Annotated in this window: 13 protein-coding genes; 2 read left to right on the forward strand and 11 right to left on the reverse strand. The window is 56.0% G+C overall.

The window, feature by feature from the left end:
* Window positions 1-26: 26 nt before the first annotated feature.
* A complete protein-coding gene (locus ACT3RW_RS10145; protein WP_131089788.1) occupies window positions 27-1,001 on the reverse strand; it encodes an aldo/keto reductase in 975 nt (324 codons plus the stop codon).
* 132 nt (window positions 1,002-1,133) lie between these two features.
* Between ACT3RW_RS10145 and argG the strand changes: the two genes are divergently transcribed.
* Window positions 1,134-2,561, forward strand: a complete 1,428-nt coding sequence (gene argG, locus ACT3RW_RS10150; RefSeq protein ID WP_444613653.1) for an argininosuccinate synthase — start codon at window positions 1,134-1,136, stop codon at window positions 2,559-2,561.
* 85 nt (window positions 2,562-2,646) lie between these two features.
* Here argG and ACT3RW_RS10155 read toward each other — a convergent pair whose 3' ends face one another.
* The 7 genes from ACT3RW_RS10155 to ACT3RW_RS10185 form a co-directional block, all read right to left on the reverse strand.
* Window positions 2,647-2,964, reverse strand: a complete 318-nt coding sequence (locus ACT3RW_RS10155; protein ID WP_131088496.1) for a hypothetical protein — start codon at window positions 2,962-2,964, stop codon at window positions 2,647-2,649.
* Window positions 2,961-3,296 carry a hypothetical protein gene (locus ACT3RW_RS10160; protein WP_444613654.1) on the reverse strand — a complete coding sequence of 112 codons (336 nt, stop codon included), beginning with the start codon at window positions 3,294-3,296 and terminating at the stop codon, window positions 2,961-2,963. Before ACT3RW_RS10160 ends, ACT3RW_RS10155 begins: the two co-directional genes overlap by 4 nt.
* Before the next feature lie 14 nt (window positions 3,297-3,310).
* Window positions 3,311-3,799 (reverse strand): GNAT family N-acetyltransferase, encoded by a 489-nt coding sequence (locus tag ACT3RW_RS10165; protein ID WP_444613655.1) that lies wholly within the window; start codon window positions 3,797-3,799, stop codon window positions 3,311-3,313.
* Between the two features lie 6 nt (window positions 3,800-3,805).
* Complete coding sequence (locus ACT3RW_RS10170; RefSeq protein ID WP_131088499.1) at window positions 3,806-4,375, reverse strand: hypothetical protein; 570 nt, start codon at window positions 4,373-4,375, stop codon at window positions 3,806-3,808.
* A 41-nt stretch (window positions 4,376-4,416) separates the two neighbouring features.
* Window positions 4,417-5,007 (reverse strand): DUF402 domain-containing protein, encoded by a 591-nt coding sequence (locus ACT3RW_RS10175; protein ID WP_444613656.1) that lies wholly within the window; start codon window positions 5,005-5,007, stop codon window positions 4,417-4,419.
* Window positions 5,004-6,971 carry a 1-deoxy-D-xylulose-5-phosphate synthase gene (dxs, locus tag ACT3RW_RS10180; protein ID WP_444613657.1) on the reverse strand — a complete coding sequence of 656 codons (1,968 nt, stop codon included), beginning with the start codon at window positions 6,969-6,971 and terminating at the stop codon, window positions 5,004-5,006. The genes ACT3RW_RS10175 and dxs overlap by 4 nt, the downstream gene beginning before the upstream one ends.
* Before the next feature lie 196 nt (window positions 6,972-7,167).
* Window positions 7,168-7,707: a GNAT family N-acetyltransferase gene (locus ACT3RW_RS10185; RefSeq protein ID WP_444613658.1), complete on the reverse strand. Its 540-nt coding sequence runs from the start codon at window positions 7,705-7,707 to the stop codon at window positions 7,168-7,170.
* Between the two features lie 80 nt (window positions 7,708-7,787).
* Here ACT3RW_RS10185 and ACT3RW_RS10190 point away from each other — a divergent pair, with 80 nt between their 5' ends.
* Complete coding sequence (locus tag ACT3RW_RS10190; protein WP_444613659.1) at window positions 7,788-8,402, forward strand: class I SAM-dependent methyltransferase; 615 nt, start codon at window positions 7,788-7,790, stop codon at window positions 8,400-8,402.
* 93 nt (window positions 8,403-8,495) lie between these two features.
* On the opposite strand, the gene acnA is transcribed toward ACT3RW_RS10190, so the two are convergent.
* The 3 genes from acnA to ACT3RW_RS10205 all read right to left on the reverse strand — a co-directional run bounded on the left by acnA (window position 8,496) and on the right by ACT3RW_RS10205 (window position 14,739).
* Window positions 8,496-11,204: an aconitate hydratase AcnA gene (gene acnA, locus ACT3RW_RS10195; protein WP_131088504.1), complete on the reverse strand. Its 2,709-nt coding sequence runs from the start codon at window positions 11,202-11,204 to the stop codon at window positions 8,496-8,498.
* Between the two features lie 191 nt (window positions 11,205-11,395).
* Window positions 11,396-12,718, reverse strand: a complete 1,323-nt coding sequence (locus tag ACT3RW_RS10200; RefSeq protein ID WP_444613660.1) for a class I SAM-dependent RNA methyltransferase — start codon at window positions 12,716-12,718, stop codon at window positions 11,396-11,398.
* Window positions 12,719-12,744: 26 nt separating this feature from the next.
* On the reverse strand, window positions 12,745-14,739 hold the full coding sequence (locus ACT3RW_RS10205) for an APC family permease (RefSeq protein WP_444613661.1): 1,995 nt from the start codon (window positions 14,737-14,739) through the stop codon (window positions 12,745-12,747).

Below are 14,739 nucleotides of genomic sequence, written 5' to 3' on the forward strand. Positions count from 1 at the left end.
TTGGTCCGAGCTAGTGGTTCTTCAGACTAGAACAGGGCCACTTTGGTCGGCGCCGGGAAGATCTCATCAAGTTCCTTGCGCTCTTCTTCTGTCGGTACCCAACGTACAGCTTGAGCATTCATCTGGATCTGCTCGGGACGAGTGGCGCCAGCAATCACAGAAGTGACTGGTTCCTGTGCGGCCAACCATGAGAAGGCAAGCTCGATTGGTGCCAGATCGCGCTGCTGGGCGAACTGGGCGAAGCGATCAAGCTGTTCAAAGTCGGAGGTCTCGACCAATTGCTGTCGAGCATGGGTGAGGCGGCTACCAGCAGGTGCATGGCCCTTTGAATATTTTCCGGTGAGCAGGCCGTTAGCCAATGGGAAGTACGGAAGCACGCCGAGGCCAATTTCGCGGGCGGCTGGCAGGACTTCCAACTCGGCGCGGCGATCAATCAAGTTGTAATGATTTTGCGCCGAGATGAATCGTTCGGTTCCCAATTCGCGAGCCACGTACTCTGCCTGGGCGATCTGCCATCCGGCACGATTTGAGTGGCCAATGTAGCGGACCTTGCCGCTGGTCACTAAGTCGTCCAGCGCACGGAGGGTTTCCTCGATCGGAGTGTTCGCATCAGGAGTGTGGAATTGGTACAGATCAATATGGTCAGTACCCAGACGCTTTAATGACGCTTCCACAGCCTTCATGATGTACCGACGTGATCCGCGGGCGTTAAAATCTGGTCCGTTAGCTCCGGCAACATCCATGCCGAATTTAGTGGCCAACACGATATTTTCGCGGTTCTTGCCCAGCGCTTTACCCAGGCGTTGTTCGGAGAGCCCAGCAGTTTTGCCATAGTTGTCGGCAACATCGAAGAACGTGATTCCAGCGTCCAAGGCTGCATGAACCACCGCGTCGGTACCTTCTTGGCTCTGCGTGACGGTCCCCGAGCGTCCCAGATTGTTGCATCCCAAACCAACGACTGAAACGCTCAAACCACTGCGGCCTAGTTGACGGAATTCCATGTGCACCTCACTGTTTTTCATCTGCCGCTTCACTGCGCGACCTTATACCCATAGGCTATCTGGTAGGTCTGAAAAGCAAAGAGTCCAAGACACAATTCACTGCATTGCATATTTATCCATTAGGATGGAAACATGTCTAAAGTTCTTACCAATCTTCCTGTAGGCGAACGCGTCGGAATCGCGTTCTCCGGTGGCCTCGACACCTCGGTGGCAGTAGCGTGGATGCGCGACAAGGGCGCCATTCCTTATACCTACACTGGCGACCTCGGCCAGTACGACGAGCCGGACATCGACGCCGTTCCAAGCCGTGCGCTGGAATACGGTGCCGAGAATTCCCGTCTGGTTGACTGCAAGCCAGCACTGGTTGAAGAAGGCTTCGCAGCACTGGCCTGCGGCGCTTTCCACATCCGCTCCGGTGGCAAGACTTACTTCAACACCACCCCATTGGGCCGCGCCGTTACCGGCACCCTTCTGGTTCGCGCAATGCGCGAAGATGGCGTGGACGTGTGGGGCGACGGTTCGACCTACAAGGGCAACGACATCGAGCGTTTCTACCGCTACGGCCTGATGGCAAACCCAAAGCTGCGCATCTACAAGCCTTGGTTGGATCCAAACTTCGTCGCCGAGCTCGGTGGCCGCCAGGAAATGTCGGAGTGGCTTCAGGAACACGACTTCCCTTACCGCGACTCCGCCGAGAAGGCATACTCGACCGATGCCAACATCTGGGGTGCAACCCACGAAGCTAAGACTCTGGAACTGCTGGACAGCTCCATCGAGTCCGTTGAGCCAATCATGGGCGTTAAGTACTGGGATGAAAGCGTAGAGATCAAGACCGAAGACGTTTCGGTTTCCTTCGTCGCTGGACGTCCAGTTGCCATCAACGGCAAGGAATTCACCGACTCGGTTGCCTTGGTCAATGAAGCGAACATCATCGGTGGACGCCACGGTCTGGGCATGAGCGACCAGATCGAAAACCGCATCATCGAAGCTAAGTCGCGCGGCATCTACGAAGCACCAGCTATGGCGCTGCTGTACATCGCCTACGAGCGCTTGGTTAATGCGATCCACAACGAAGATACCGTTGCCAGCTACCACAACGAAGGCCGCCGTCTGGGCCGCCTGATGTATGAAGGTCGCTGGTTGGACCCACAAGCTCTGATGCTGCGCGAGTCGCTGCAGCGCTGGGTTGGCTCTGCCATTACCGGTACCGTAACCGTTCGCTTGCGCCGTGGAGATGACTACACGATCGTGAACACCGAGGGCGAGAAGCTCAGTTACCACCCAGACAAGCTGTCCATGGAACGCGTGGGCGACGCAGCCTTCGGTCCAGTGGATCGTATCGGTCAGCTGACCATGCGAAACCTGGATATTGCCGACTCGCGCGGTCGCCTAGAACAGTACGCCAGAATGGGTCTTGTCGGTGGAACCACCGCTGAGCTGGTTGGCTCGCTTGAGGAAGGTGGCGCTGACGATATCGTCAACGCAACCCGCGTTGATAGCGACGATCTTGCTACCGATCGTGCCATCGAATCTGCAGCATTCGACGCTGGTACAGACTAGTATCTGACGGCTAAACAAAAACCGGTCGAAGCTTCTCATTTTAGAGAATGCTTCGACCGGTTTTTTGTGCCCGTTTGGGCTGCTGCTAGCGCGAGAATCCATTCAGCGCAGCCAAGGACTGTAACGCCATGATGAAACCAACGAGGGCTAGAAAACGAATCGACCCATGAATCACTGCGCCCCGCTTGCTATCTTTTGAAGGCAATGAAATGACTTCATCCGCCAACCAGGTGACCAGCGTAATGATCGTACCAATGAGCGCAACTTGTTCTTCGGGTAGTGACATGGCTTTGGCCATGGCAGTACCGATTCCTACACCGGCAATGACCTGCAACAGCATCCAAAGCCATTGTTTGATACTCCGGCGCTGCTTGGGCTGAGCTGAAAGTTGTTCTTGGCTCATGCTTCAATCAGCGTGAGCAATGGGCTAACGGCAAGGGTAAAGCCCACTAGGGATACGAGGCGCAACACCAAACGAACTCGGGCACCGGGCTTGGTGTTAGGCGCAGGCAGTCGGAAGCCCTGCTCAACGATCCAAACAACAACAATCACCAGCACACCAGCCAGTGCAAGCTTTGCCGGGGCAACTCCGGAGAACACCGAAGCGATACCCAGACCGATAATCACGCCAACACAAGCTTGGAACACCAAATGCAGTGGCGTTCGAGTGGCACCCATCGGTGGCGCCTTGCGTTGGGCACCGGGAGTCTCGTCCCGATCTTCCTGTGGAATCATTTCTACTAAGTTCCTTATTTCTTGCGGTCGGCGGAAGCACGGTTGCTGGGGGTGACTTCCTTGCACAGCAAAAGGCCACTTCCGCCAGTGAACTGCACAGAACCGAACTGTGGTGCTCTACAAATTTCTCTAAATCCAAAAGACCGCTGCAACGCGAGCGACGCAGTGTTTTGCGCATTCACAACACACCATGCCCGATCGGCACGGTGGGCTATCCATTCCAGTCGCGCGGTGGTCAAGATTGAGGCCAACCCGTGCTGCTGAAAGTCAGCTGCAATCTCCACGCCGGACAGATAGAACCCTGCCGGTGCCAGTTCATCGTCGGGATCCCACCAGCTTGCCTTAGCCCAGCCAAGCAGCTTATCTTGGGAATCCTTCAGCACTAACTGGCAACCTTCCACGCCAAAACGCGCAGGTTCGGCGTTTCGGCCTAATGAGCGTGAGAGTGCCTGTACGGCCTGATAGTCCGCTTCCTGCATTGGTTGCGGAAGAAGAGAAGGCAAAACCAATTAGCTCAGGGTCATTGGCTTCGCTGGCAACGGGTGAACCTGCTTGAGTTTTTCTGGAGTCGCGTAATCAGCGGTGCCGATGCTCATCTTGGTGAAATCGAGCTTGGCTTCGCGGATGCAAGTCTTGATAGCTGAAACAGCGAGCTTTGGAGCCGGCGAAAGAACACGGATATTCAACTTACGTGGAGCAAAATCACTGGACTCAACGGTGCCCAGGCCACGCCATGCCAAGTGACCGGTGAGCGCCTCTTTGACCTTTTTCTCCAAGTACTGGTCACGTTCCGTACCTGCAGCTGACTTCAGCGTGTACTGAACGATGACCCAAGTCTGGTCTTCATCCTTGATTTCGGCGTAGCCTTCATCGGTGCATGCCTGCAGGAAACCCGCAAAAAGCTCGTCGGCACGGTCGTTGTTCACGTCCTGAACATCGCTGGTGGTGGACATGTGCCCAACGCTGCCATGGTTGATGACAAACTGACCCAGCTCGCCGTCTTCAAACTGCTGGAACCACGCTTCGCGGAAGTGCAGTACGTTCTTGTCGTCTAAACGATAGGTGCGAATAATCGCCATTGTTTTCCCTTTTCAGGTCAGTAAAAAATCAGTAAAAGTGTTTAGGTCGTGGGCAGGTCGCCGGCTTTGGCTAACCATTGGTTTCGATAGGACCGGTCAAAAGGTGAAGCATCTGTTGCGACGAGGTCCAACAACTCTCGCGCCGCTCCGCTCATTTCCGTTTTTAGCTGCTCTGGATAGCCCATAGCCACAGAGTGTTCTTCGAATTCGTCTTCGTCATCCAAGAATGTCCCCCGACTACGAGAGCGAATAACGTCCAGATCAAGATCTATCGAATTCACTTCCCAGCCACCAGACTTCATTGCCTGCCAACCGATCTGGTGCGACAAGTCGATATAGACATCAAAGTCTTCCGTGGGCTGTGCGTACAACGTGGCAATCCACGGACCCTCGTGAGGAATGAGGCACAACGCATCACTTTGAGCCAGGTGGGCAACGCCGGGACGCGCTACGAGTGAGCCTTTGGGCTGATGGAGCCAGTGCCCGTACTCGTCTTGTCCGAGGTAGAAACCCGGAACTACCCAGTGTGGCGTACCATCAAATTTCCAGGCACGGGCGACTACCAACTCACCAGTTGCGATCACTTTTGGTGTGCGAAGAAGTCCTTGGGGGCATGCCTGAACTGAGCTCATAGCTTTGGAATCTGTCCTGTAGGAAGATCCTGCCCTGGTAGTGGACGAGCGAACGGGACCTTGGTTCCGAGCACCTGAGCCAAAGTGTCGCGGGCCACCTGTTGCGCGGTCAGTCCCACACGGTCCAGAACTTCAGCACGGGTACCGTGAGCCAGGAATTCGGTAGGCAAACCAACTTCATTAAGAGCAGTATCAACACCAGCGGCACGCATTTCGGTGCGAAGACGCGAACCAACACCACCAGCGCGGACGCCGTCTTCGATGCAGACAACGATGCGATGGCGAGCGGCCAACGAAATCACCGAGGTTGGCATGGGCAATACCCAGCGAGGATCAACAACGGTGACCGAAACGCCCTGGCTGTTCAGGCGTTGCGCGACGTCCAAAGACAATTCGCTCATCGCACCAACCGAAACGATCAAGACATCCGGAGCGGACTTGTCCCCCAACCGAGCGAGCACGTCCACACCGTCGGGCAAGCGATCGATGGCGTCGATGGGTTCCCCAACTGATCCCTTGGAGAATCGAACAACGCTTGGTGCGTCGCTGATTTCCAGGGCTTCACGTAATTCTTCGCGGAGTCGATCAGCGTCACGTGGTGCAGCCAGATGAAGATTTGGCACAATCTGCGTCAACGCCATATCCCACATGCCGTGGTGGCTGGCGCCGTCAGGACCGGTCACGCCAGCGCGGTCAAGGACGATGGTGACCCCGGCCTTATGCAAGGCAACATCCATGAGCAGCTGATCAAATGCGCGGTTCAAGAAGGTGGCATACACGCAAACCACTGGGTGTAGCCCGCCGAAGGCTAATCCTGCCGCGGTGGTCATCGCATGCTGTTCGGCAATACCAACGTCGATGACGCGTTCAGGATGCTCTTGAGCCATCTTCTTCAAGCCCACCGGCTGCAACATGGCACCGGTAATGGCGACAATGTCATCACGTTCGTTGGCTACCTTGGCGATTTCCTCGCCAAAGACGCTGGTCCAGCTCTGCGCGCTCGACTTGGAAACGGGCAGACCGGTCACGGGATCAATGATTCCCACGGCATGGAACTGGTCAGCTTCATCGGCGCGGGCTGGAGCGTAGCCGTGTCCCTTTTCAGTCAATGCGTGCACTAGCACTGGTCCCGAATACTGTTTGGCTTGCTGCAAAGCTTCTTCGACGGCACGCTGGTTGTGTCCGTCAATAGGGCCGATGTACTTCAGACCCAAGTCTTCAAACAATCCCTGTGGAGCCCACCAGTCTTTGATGCCTTTTTTGGTGGCATGAAGGGACTTATAGGTGAATCCGCCGACGGCGCCGGATCCCTTGAGCTTGTCTTTGAGCTTTTCCATGGCGTTTTCGTACGCCGGGTGGGTGCGGAACTTATCCAGTTGCTGACGCAGGCCCAGAAGCTGATTGGCCAAACCACCGATAGTTGGGGCGTAAGACCGACCATTGTCATTAACCACGATGACGGCTTTGCGGTCCTTATCGGCTGCAATGTTATTGACCGCTTCCCAGACCATGCCACCGGTCAGTGCACCATCGCCAATTAAGGCAACGGCATAACGCTCGTCATTCCCCCGCAACTTGTTGGCGCGGGAGATTCCGTCCAGCCATGACAAAGACGCGGAGGCGTGTGAGGATTCCACTACGTCGTGTTCTGACTCAGCTCGATCAGGGTAACCCGAGAGCCCGCCTTGCTGACGTAGTGTTTCGAAATTCTGGCGTCCGGTCAGCAGCTTGTGAACGTAGGACTGGTGTCCGGTATCAAAGATGATGGAATCCTGCGGCGAATCGAAGACTCGATGAATGCCTAAGGTTAGCTCGACAACACCAAGGTTGGGGCCAAGGTGGCCACCTGTACGGGCAACATTGTCGATCAGGAAAGTACGGATTTCCTCTGCAAGATCGTCTAGTTGTTCTAAGGACAGCGCCCGAAGATCGCTTGGTTTCTTGATGGTCTTAAGCAAAGACACGCTCGTCCCCTTTACAAATTCGCCCGTGGTGGCTGTGAGCCCATGCGAAATACTTAGTCTACCGCGTTGGAACCTTCTCTCATTATCCGCCACCGTTCCAGTTAGTGCGAATTTGCGGGCAATGAGGTTCAATACCATGGGCAATGCCGGTGGATTTCGAAGGTGCACATGCCGGGAGCGCCTTCAAGTCCGACCTTTAGCTCAACAGTCGCCGGAAAACCCAATGCTCCGGTTGAGCGTACCCATTGGTTTCGGCGATGCGGGCAAAGTCTAGGCGCTGACAAACTTTCTGCGAGGGGACGTTGCCTGGATCTACGATCGCGAGGACCGATTCCCCGCCAGATTCACGGACGTAGTTCAGGACCTCCCTCACCGCTTCCGTCGCAAATCCTTGGCCTTGAGCACTCGGGTGCAGATGCCACCCAACCTCGATTGGTGTCTGCAGGAAATTCAGGTCAATGCTCTGTTGAGTTTCACCCTGCAACGGTTTGCAAAGAACATTTCCAACCAACGCATCAGTCTCACGATCAGCTACAGCCCAAATGCCTTGTCCTTTGGCGATTATTCCCCGACGTCTAGCGATGGAAGCTAGTGCCTGATCCAAGGTTGTCATGCAAGTTGCGCCCGGACCGAGATACCGCACGGTTGCAGCGCGCGACTCTAGGTCCAGCAAGAATGGTGCGTCGTCAGTTGTCCATGAGCGCAAGTGCAGTCGCTGGGTCAATAGTTCTTTCATTGATGGCTCTCCACATCGCAGTATTTATCCAGAGCTTAGCAACATCTTTGACGCTCTTGCCCTGCGCCTATGCTGGTGCAATGAGTAGCGTAGAACCCTCGGTCCAAACTGCCGGTGAATACTCGTCGATAGCCCAGCGCTATATCGACTTGTTCGGTGCCATTGAGCAGGCGGAGAAAGAAGATCGTGAGCTGATCGCTACGTGGGCCGAAGGTGTGCGCGAACCCGTTTTGGATGCCGGATGCGGCCCTGGCCAGTGGACTCAATTTATCTCTGGTCCCCAACGCCCTGCCACGGGCGTTGATATGGTTCCAGAATTTTTGGCTCATGCGGCCAAGAGCTACAGTGAATGCACTTTTCAGCAAGGCGATTTGTCGAATCTGAGTTTCAGCAACAATCACTTTGCTGGGCTGCTGGCGTGGTATTCGGTAATCCATACTCCCCCAGAACAATTGCCTTCAATCTTCTCTGAGTTCGCACGAGTCCTAAATCCTGGTGGTCAATTACTCATGGGCTTCTTTGCGGGCGACAAAGTTCAACCGTTTGCCCACAAAGTCGCACCCGCCTGGTACTTGCCACCTCGATTCTTGGTCGGGCTACTAGAAAACGCGGGTTTTGAACTTCTCGACTCCCAGACGCGCTCGCGCCCGACGGCACGGCTGCACGGTCATGTTGTGGCGCAGTTGAAGTCTTAAAGTTGAAGACCCAAGGCAATTGCCTTGGGTCTTCAACTTTGCGTGTTGCGTAGCTACTAGTGGAACACTCCGGTATACACCGGGGTGGCTCTACTAGTTAGCAGCGGCGATCTGGCGCAGTACGTACTGCAGGATGCCACCGTTGCGGTAGTAGTCAGCTTCACCTGGGGTGTCGATACGCAGAACTGCGTCGAACTCGGTAACCTTGCCGTCTTGTGCGGTTGCGGTAACCTTCAGGGTCTTCGGGGTGGTGCCGTTGTTCAGCTCAGTCACACCGGAAACTGCGAAGGTTTCGGTACCGGTCAGACCCAGCGAATCAGCGGACTCACCCTCTGGGAACTGCAGTGGCAGAACGCCCATACCGATCAGGTTCGAGCGGTGAATACGCTCGAATGACTCGGTGATGACGGCCTTAACACCCAGCAGTGCGGTGCCCTTAGCAGCCCAGTCACGCGAGGAGCCCGAACCGTATTCCTTACCACCAAGGATGACCAGCGGGGTGCCGGCAGCCTTGTAGTTCTCAGCAGCGTCGTAGACGTAAGCCTGCGGAGCACCTTCCTGGGTGAAGTCGCGGGTGAAGCCACCCTCAACGCCGTCCAGGATCTGGTTCTTGATGCGGATGTTTGCGAAGGTACCGCGGATCATGACTTCGTGGTTACCACGGCGCGAGCCGTAGGAGTTGAAGTCCTTGCGATCCACACCATTCTCGATCAGGTAACGGCCAGCCGGGGTCTCCGACTTGAACGAACCTGCAGGCGAGATGTGGTCAGTGGTGACCGAGTCGCCCAGCTTGAGCAGAACACGAGCGCCGTCGATGTCCTTCACTGGCTGTGGCTCGGCGGTCATACCGTCGAAGTAAGGTGCCTTACGTGCGTAGGTCGACTTTTCGTCCCATGCGAAGGTTGAACCCTCTGGGGTGTCCAGTGCCTTCCAACGATCGTCGCCTTCGAAAGCGGTTTCGTAGCCCTTGGCGAACATTTCCTTGTCAATCGACGAGTCCATGATTTCCTGGACCTCTACTGGCGATGGCCAGATGTCCTTCAGGAAGACGTCGTTGCCCTCGGAGTCCTGACCCAGTGCGTCAGCTTCGAAATCGAAGTCCATGGTGCCAGCCAGTGCGTAAGCGATAACTAGTGGCGGGGAAGCCAAGTAGTTCATCTTTACGTCTGGGTTGATGCGACCTTCGAAGTTACGGTTACCGGTGAGCACCGCGGTGGCTGCGAGGTCGTTGGTGTTGATCGCCTCGGAGATCTCAGCATCCAGTGGACCGGAGTTACCGATGCAGGTTGCGCAACCGTAGCCAACGATGAAGAAGCCAAGCTGCTCCAGGTATGGCATGAGGCCGGACTTCTCGTAGTAATCGGTGACAACCTTCGAGCCTGGTGCAACCGAAGTCTTAACCCATGGCTTGGAGGACAGACCCTTTTCGGCTGCGTTGCGAGCCAGTACGGCTGCGGCCAGCATGACCGATGGGTTCGAAGTGTTGGTGCAAGAGGTGATCGAAGCGATCGAAACCAGGCCGTGGTCCAAGGTGAACTTGGTTCCATCTTCCTTGGTGACCTCAACTGCGGTCGACGGACGGCCGATACCCTGGGTATCTTCGGCGTCAGAAACGTAGTTGTGCAGATCCTTGCGGAACTGTTCCTTCGAGGAAGTCAGCTCGATGCGGTCCTGTGGACGCTTCGGGCCAGCGATCGATGGAACAACGGTGGAAAGATCCAGCTCGATGAATTCCGAGAAACGGATTTCGCGGCTTGGATCGTGCCACATGCCCTGTTCCTTGGCGTAAGCCTCAACCAGTGCCACGTTCTCGTCGCTACGGCCGGTCAGGCGCAGGTAGTCGAGGGTGACATCGTCGATTGGGAACATTGCGGCGGTGGAGCCGAATTCTGGGGACATGTTACCGATGGTGGCGCGGTTTGCCAGCGGCACCTGTGCGACACCTTCGCCGTAGAATTCAACAAACTTGCCAACAACGCCGTGCTTACGCAGCATTTCGGTGATGGTCAAAACCACGTCGGTTGCGGTGGCGCCAGCTGGGATCGAGCCAGCAAGCTTGAAGCCAACAACGCGTGGGATCAGCATGGAGACAGGCTGGCCAAGCATTGCTGCCTCGGCCTCAATGCCACCAACGCCCCAACCCAACACGCCCAGGCCGTTGACCATGGTGGTGTGGGAGTCGGTGCCTACGCAGCTATCTGGGTAAGCGCGCAGTACGCCGTCGACCTCGCGGGTCATTACGGTACGTGCCAGGAACTCAATGTTGACCTGGTGCACGATGCCGGTTCCTGGTGGAACGACCTTGAAGTCGTCAAACGCAGTCTGGCCCCAACGCAGGAACTGGTAACGCTCACCGTTGCGCTGGTACTCGATTTCCATGTTGCGCTCTACAGCGCCCTTGAAACCGAAGGTATCAATCTGCACAGAGTGGTCAATAACCATTTCGGCAGGTGCCAATGGATTAACACGGGTTGGATCGCCACCGAGTTCCTTGACGGCCTCGCGCATGGTGGCCAAGTCAACAACACAAGGCACGCCAGTGAAGTCCTGCATCAGGACTCGCGCTGGGGTGAACTGGATTTCAGTGTTAGGTTGCGCCGACGCATCCCACTGACCCAGTGCGTTGATGTGCTCGTTAGTTACGTTCGCGCCATCTTCGGTACGAAGCAGGTTCTCAAGCAGAACCTTAAGGCTGTAGGGAAGGCTTTCTGAGCCTTCGACCGCATTCAGTCGGTAAATTTCGTATTCGGTTCCATTGACGTCAAGTACGCCCTTGGCACCGAAGCTGTCCACATTGCTCACGTGGGACTCCTCTCGCCAGACACTCATACTGTTGCACGCGCACACTGTAATTCCAGTTAGGAGTTCCTAACTGAGATAGTCAGGTTCCTAGCGCGGCAGAGCTAAAAACAGTCTATCGCCAACTGCCAGAAAAAGACTCCTCGGAATAAACTTTGACCAAAATTCGTGTCTCAACGGACAAATTCAGGTGATTAACGGCGCACGAAGAGGCCAATGGACTCCATGTGGTGAGTATGTGGGTATAAATCGTGAATCTCCACGTGCTCTAATTCGTAGCCGCGAGCGGTCAAACGCGAGATATCTCGGGCGAAAGATGCAGGGTCACAGGAGACGTAACAAATACGTGAGACACCACTGCTACCCAATTCAGCAGCAACTTGCTTGTCGATACCGGTACGCGGTGGATCAAGGACCACACCATCTAGCTTCGCGTCACGGGAGACCTGACGTAGTACGTGCTCTACCCGGCCGCGAATGACGGTGGCCTGAGGATAATCGCGAAGATTCTTTTTAGCGTCCGCGTGGGTGCCTGGTGCTCCCTCAACGGAGAAGACCCGTCCTTCTTGTCCCACAGCCTTGGCCAAGGGAACGGAGAACAAGCCAGCGCCTGCATAAAGATCGGCCAGCTGTTCACCACGAACAGGATCAAGTAAATCCACTACTCGTTCCGAAAGCAGGGTCGCGGCGCTGCGGTGCACCTGCCAGAAGCCTTCGCCGGTAATCCGGTACTTCTCCCCCAGCACTTTTTCATTCAGCCAGGGCGAGCCAGCCAAGATCTCCAGTGAACCCTTGCCGTCAGAGGCGGAACCACCACGCTGGGTGAACGAAGCGACGTTCACGCCTTCTGGGAATTGCTTGGCCACCTTCAGCGCAGCACCGGAGCTTGCTTCGGAGAGCAAAACCAAAATTGTACGATCGTCCGAACTGGACACCGCTACTTCAACGCGGTCAATACCCGAATAGTTCACCGCATAGATTCCGCTAGCCTCGATGGCTGGATGAGCCAATGGCATCGAAGTAATGGCGGTGAGCTGGTTGCTTCGGAAGCCACTCATGGCCAAGTTGCCGAAGGCATCAACCGAATAGGACATGCGTGTGCGCCAGCCCAAACCGTCAGTTGAACCAGCAACTTCTTGGACCTGGGGGAAGTTGTAATCCTCAGCTTTCATGCCGCCCAAGCGGGTGAACTGTTCGGCCACTACCTGTGACTTCAACTCGCGTTGGTGAGCCAAGGAAATGTGCCCAAATTCAGCACCGCCCACGGGATCACGGTGTTTGAGTGCATCAGCCGCATCCCAGAAGTGTGGCACTCGGTGCTCACTGGCTTCATGGACCTCAACTACATCTGCACGCCAAAATTTCGCTTCCGGGGCCGAGTCAGTCAAACGCACCGATACAAGTTCGCCGGGAATACCGTGACGCACAAAAATCACGCGCCCCTCATGGCGAGCGACGGTGTGACCGCCGTGGGCGATATTGCCCAAACGTACTTGCAACGTTGATGATTCAGTCATTTTTTCGTCTTTCGTAGGAAGCATTTTTAGCGGTGTGCGGAAGACTCTTCGGTCGCTCCGCCGCCTAGGTTGTTTGAGGCACTGCGCAGACGCCACGGCACCGAAGCGATCACAACGCCCGGTTCATAGTGCAGGCGGTTCTTTACGCGGAGCGCAGTTTGGTTGTGTACCAGCTGTTCCCACCATTGGCCCACCACATACTCGGGAATGTAGACAACGATGAGTTCTCGCGGGGACTCGCGCTTGATGGAACGAATATGTTCGATCAGCGCTCCAGGAATATCGCGGTAGGGGGAAGCCAAGGCCGTAATCGGAACGGGGATCCCCAGTCGGTCCCAGTCTTCGAGGGTGGTCTCGGTTTTTTCCCGTTCCACGTCAACGATGATCGCTTCCAACTTTGAGGGCCGCGAAGCCCGCGCGAAGGCCAGAGCGCGAAGCACCGGTTTGCGCACGGTAGAGACCAGAACCAACGCGTGAACACGCGATGGCAGTGCGGTGACGGCGTAGTCTTCGTCGACCTCGAGTTCGTCATCAACCTTTTGATAGTGGCGCTGCAAGCCATGCATGATGAACATCAATACGAGGATGCCCAGCAGTGCCAGCCATGCACCATGCACAAATCTGGTGGCCAGCACAACAACAAGAACCAACGCTGACAGGACCAAACCAACCAGGTTCAGCAGGCGTTTGCGTTGCTTAACAGCTCGAATTTTACGGTCCGAGATGGGGACAAGGACGCGCTTCCAGTGGGTCAGCATGCCCAGCTGACTCAGCGTGAAGGAAACAAAGACGCCCACGACGTAGAGCTGCACCATCGAGGTGACATCACCGTGGAAGAGCAGCACCAAGATAATTGCGGCAACACCCAAGGAAAGGATGCCGTTGGAGAAGCCAAGACGATCGCCACGTGTTCGCAGCTGTCGAGGCAAGAACCCGTCGGTGGCCAAATGGCTGGCCAGCAATGGGAAAGAGTTGAAGGCCTGATTACCAGCCAAAAGCAAGACGGCGATGGTCAACACGGACACTACGATCAGGCCCAAAGTGTAGTCACCAAAGACCGCCTGGGCCAGCTGTCCCAATACCGGCACCTGCACGAAGTTCGGCGAAATTGGCTGACCATCGAGCAAGAACGACGCCTGAGGATCGGCGACAACCTTGATCCCGGTGGCACGCGCCAGCATCAATGTTCCCAAGGTTAATACGCCCGAGAGCAGGCCAAGAACCAACAAGATTCTTCCGGCGTTTTTTGCTCGCGGCTTAGCCAAAGTTTGAACGTTGGAGATGGGGACTTCAATACCCGTTAGTGCGGCAGATCCAGTGCTGAAGGCACGCAAGATCAGCAATGCTCCAACCACGCCGTGCAGGCCATTGGAGAACTGTGCTTCGGGGACAATAGTGAACTCAGCACTTGGCGCGTGGCCAAGGTTTCCGGTCAATGCCATCACGCCGCCGATGGCGACAAGGGCCAGCATTCCCGCAACAAAGAGGTACACCGGAATTGCTAGGGTCCATTTTCCTTGCCCGGTGCCACGCAAATTGCCAACTACCAACAGTGCCACCAGCGCGGCAGCAACCCAGGCTTTGTGTTCACCTAGTACCGGGAAAATGGCGCTCAGGTAAGCAGCAGCCGAGGAGCTAGACACCGCAACGGTCAAGACAAAGTCCACCAACAGCGCCGCTGCCACCGCTGTACCGGGACGCGCACCCAAGTTCTTCTTGACGATTTCATAGTCGCCACCACCGGAGGGGTACTCAACAACCGATTGCCGGTACGAGAGCACCAGCACCACCAGAACGGCGAGGACTGCCAATCCCACTGCTGGGGACAGCATCGCTGCCGCGACACCGGCCATAGCCAGCGTCAGCAGGATTTCATCTGGCGCGTACGCCAAAGAGGACAGGGCGCTGGAGGAGAAAATCGGCAACGCTACGTTTGGTGGGAGCGGCTTCTTTTTCAGCTGTTCAGTGCTGAAAGGCCGACCCACAAGAATCCTCTTGAGACCATCAAATAATGCAGGCAC

The sequence above is a fragment of the Glutamicibacter sp. AOP5-A2-18 genome (genome assembly GCF_052446055.1).
Taxonomy (GTDB): domain Bacteria; phylum Actinomycetota; class Actinomycetes; order Actinomycetales; family Micrococcaceae; genus Glutamicibacter.

What these genes read in the sequence shown, in the direction of transcription:
- ACT3RW_RS10155 (WP_131088496.1), bottom strand. Translation starts at nt 2,964, where the DNA reads ATGAGCCAAGAACAACTTTCAGCTCAGCCCAAGCAGCGCCGGAGTATC.
- argG (WP_444613653.1), top strand. Translation starts at nt 1,134, where the DNA reads ATGTCTAAAGTTCTTACCAATCTTCCTGTAGGCGAACGCGTCGGAATC.
- ACT3RW_RS10175 (WP_444613656.1), bottom strand. Translation starts at nt 5,007, where the DNA reads ATGAGCTCAGTTCAGGCATGCCCCCAAGGACTTCTTCGCACACCAAAA.
- ACT3RW_RS10190 (WP_444613659.1), top strand. Translation starts at nt 7,788, where the DNA reads ATGAGTAGCGTAGAACCCTCGGTCCAAACTGCCGGTGAATACTCGTCG.
- ACT3RW_RS10170 (WP_131088499.1), bottom strand. Translation starts at nt 4,375, where the DNA reads ATGGCGATTATTCGCACCTATCGTTTAGACGACAAGAACGTACTGCAC.
- ACT3RW_RS10185 (WP_444613658.1), bottom strand. Translation starts at nt 7,707, where the DNA reads ATGAAAGAACTATTGACCCAGCGACTGCACTTGCGCTCATGGACAACT.
- ACT3RW_RS10200 (WP_444613660.1), bottom strand. Translation starts at nt 12,718, where the DNA reads ATGACTGAATCATCAACGTTGCAAGTACGTTTGGGCAATATCGCCCAC.
- ACT3RW_RS10160 (WP_444613654.1), bottom strand. Translation starts at nt 3,296, where the DNA reads ATGATTCCACAGGAAGATCGGGACGAGACTCCCGGTGCCCAACGCAAG.
- ACT3RW_RS10145 (WP_131089788.1), bottom strand. Translation starts at nt 1,001, where the DNA reads ATGGAATTCCGTCAACTAGGCCGCAGTGGTTTGAGCGTTTCAGTCGTT.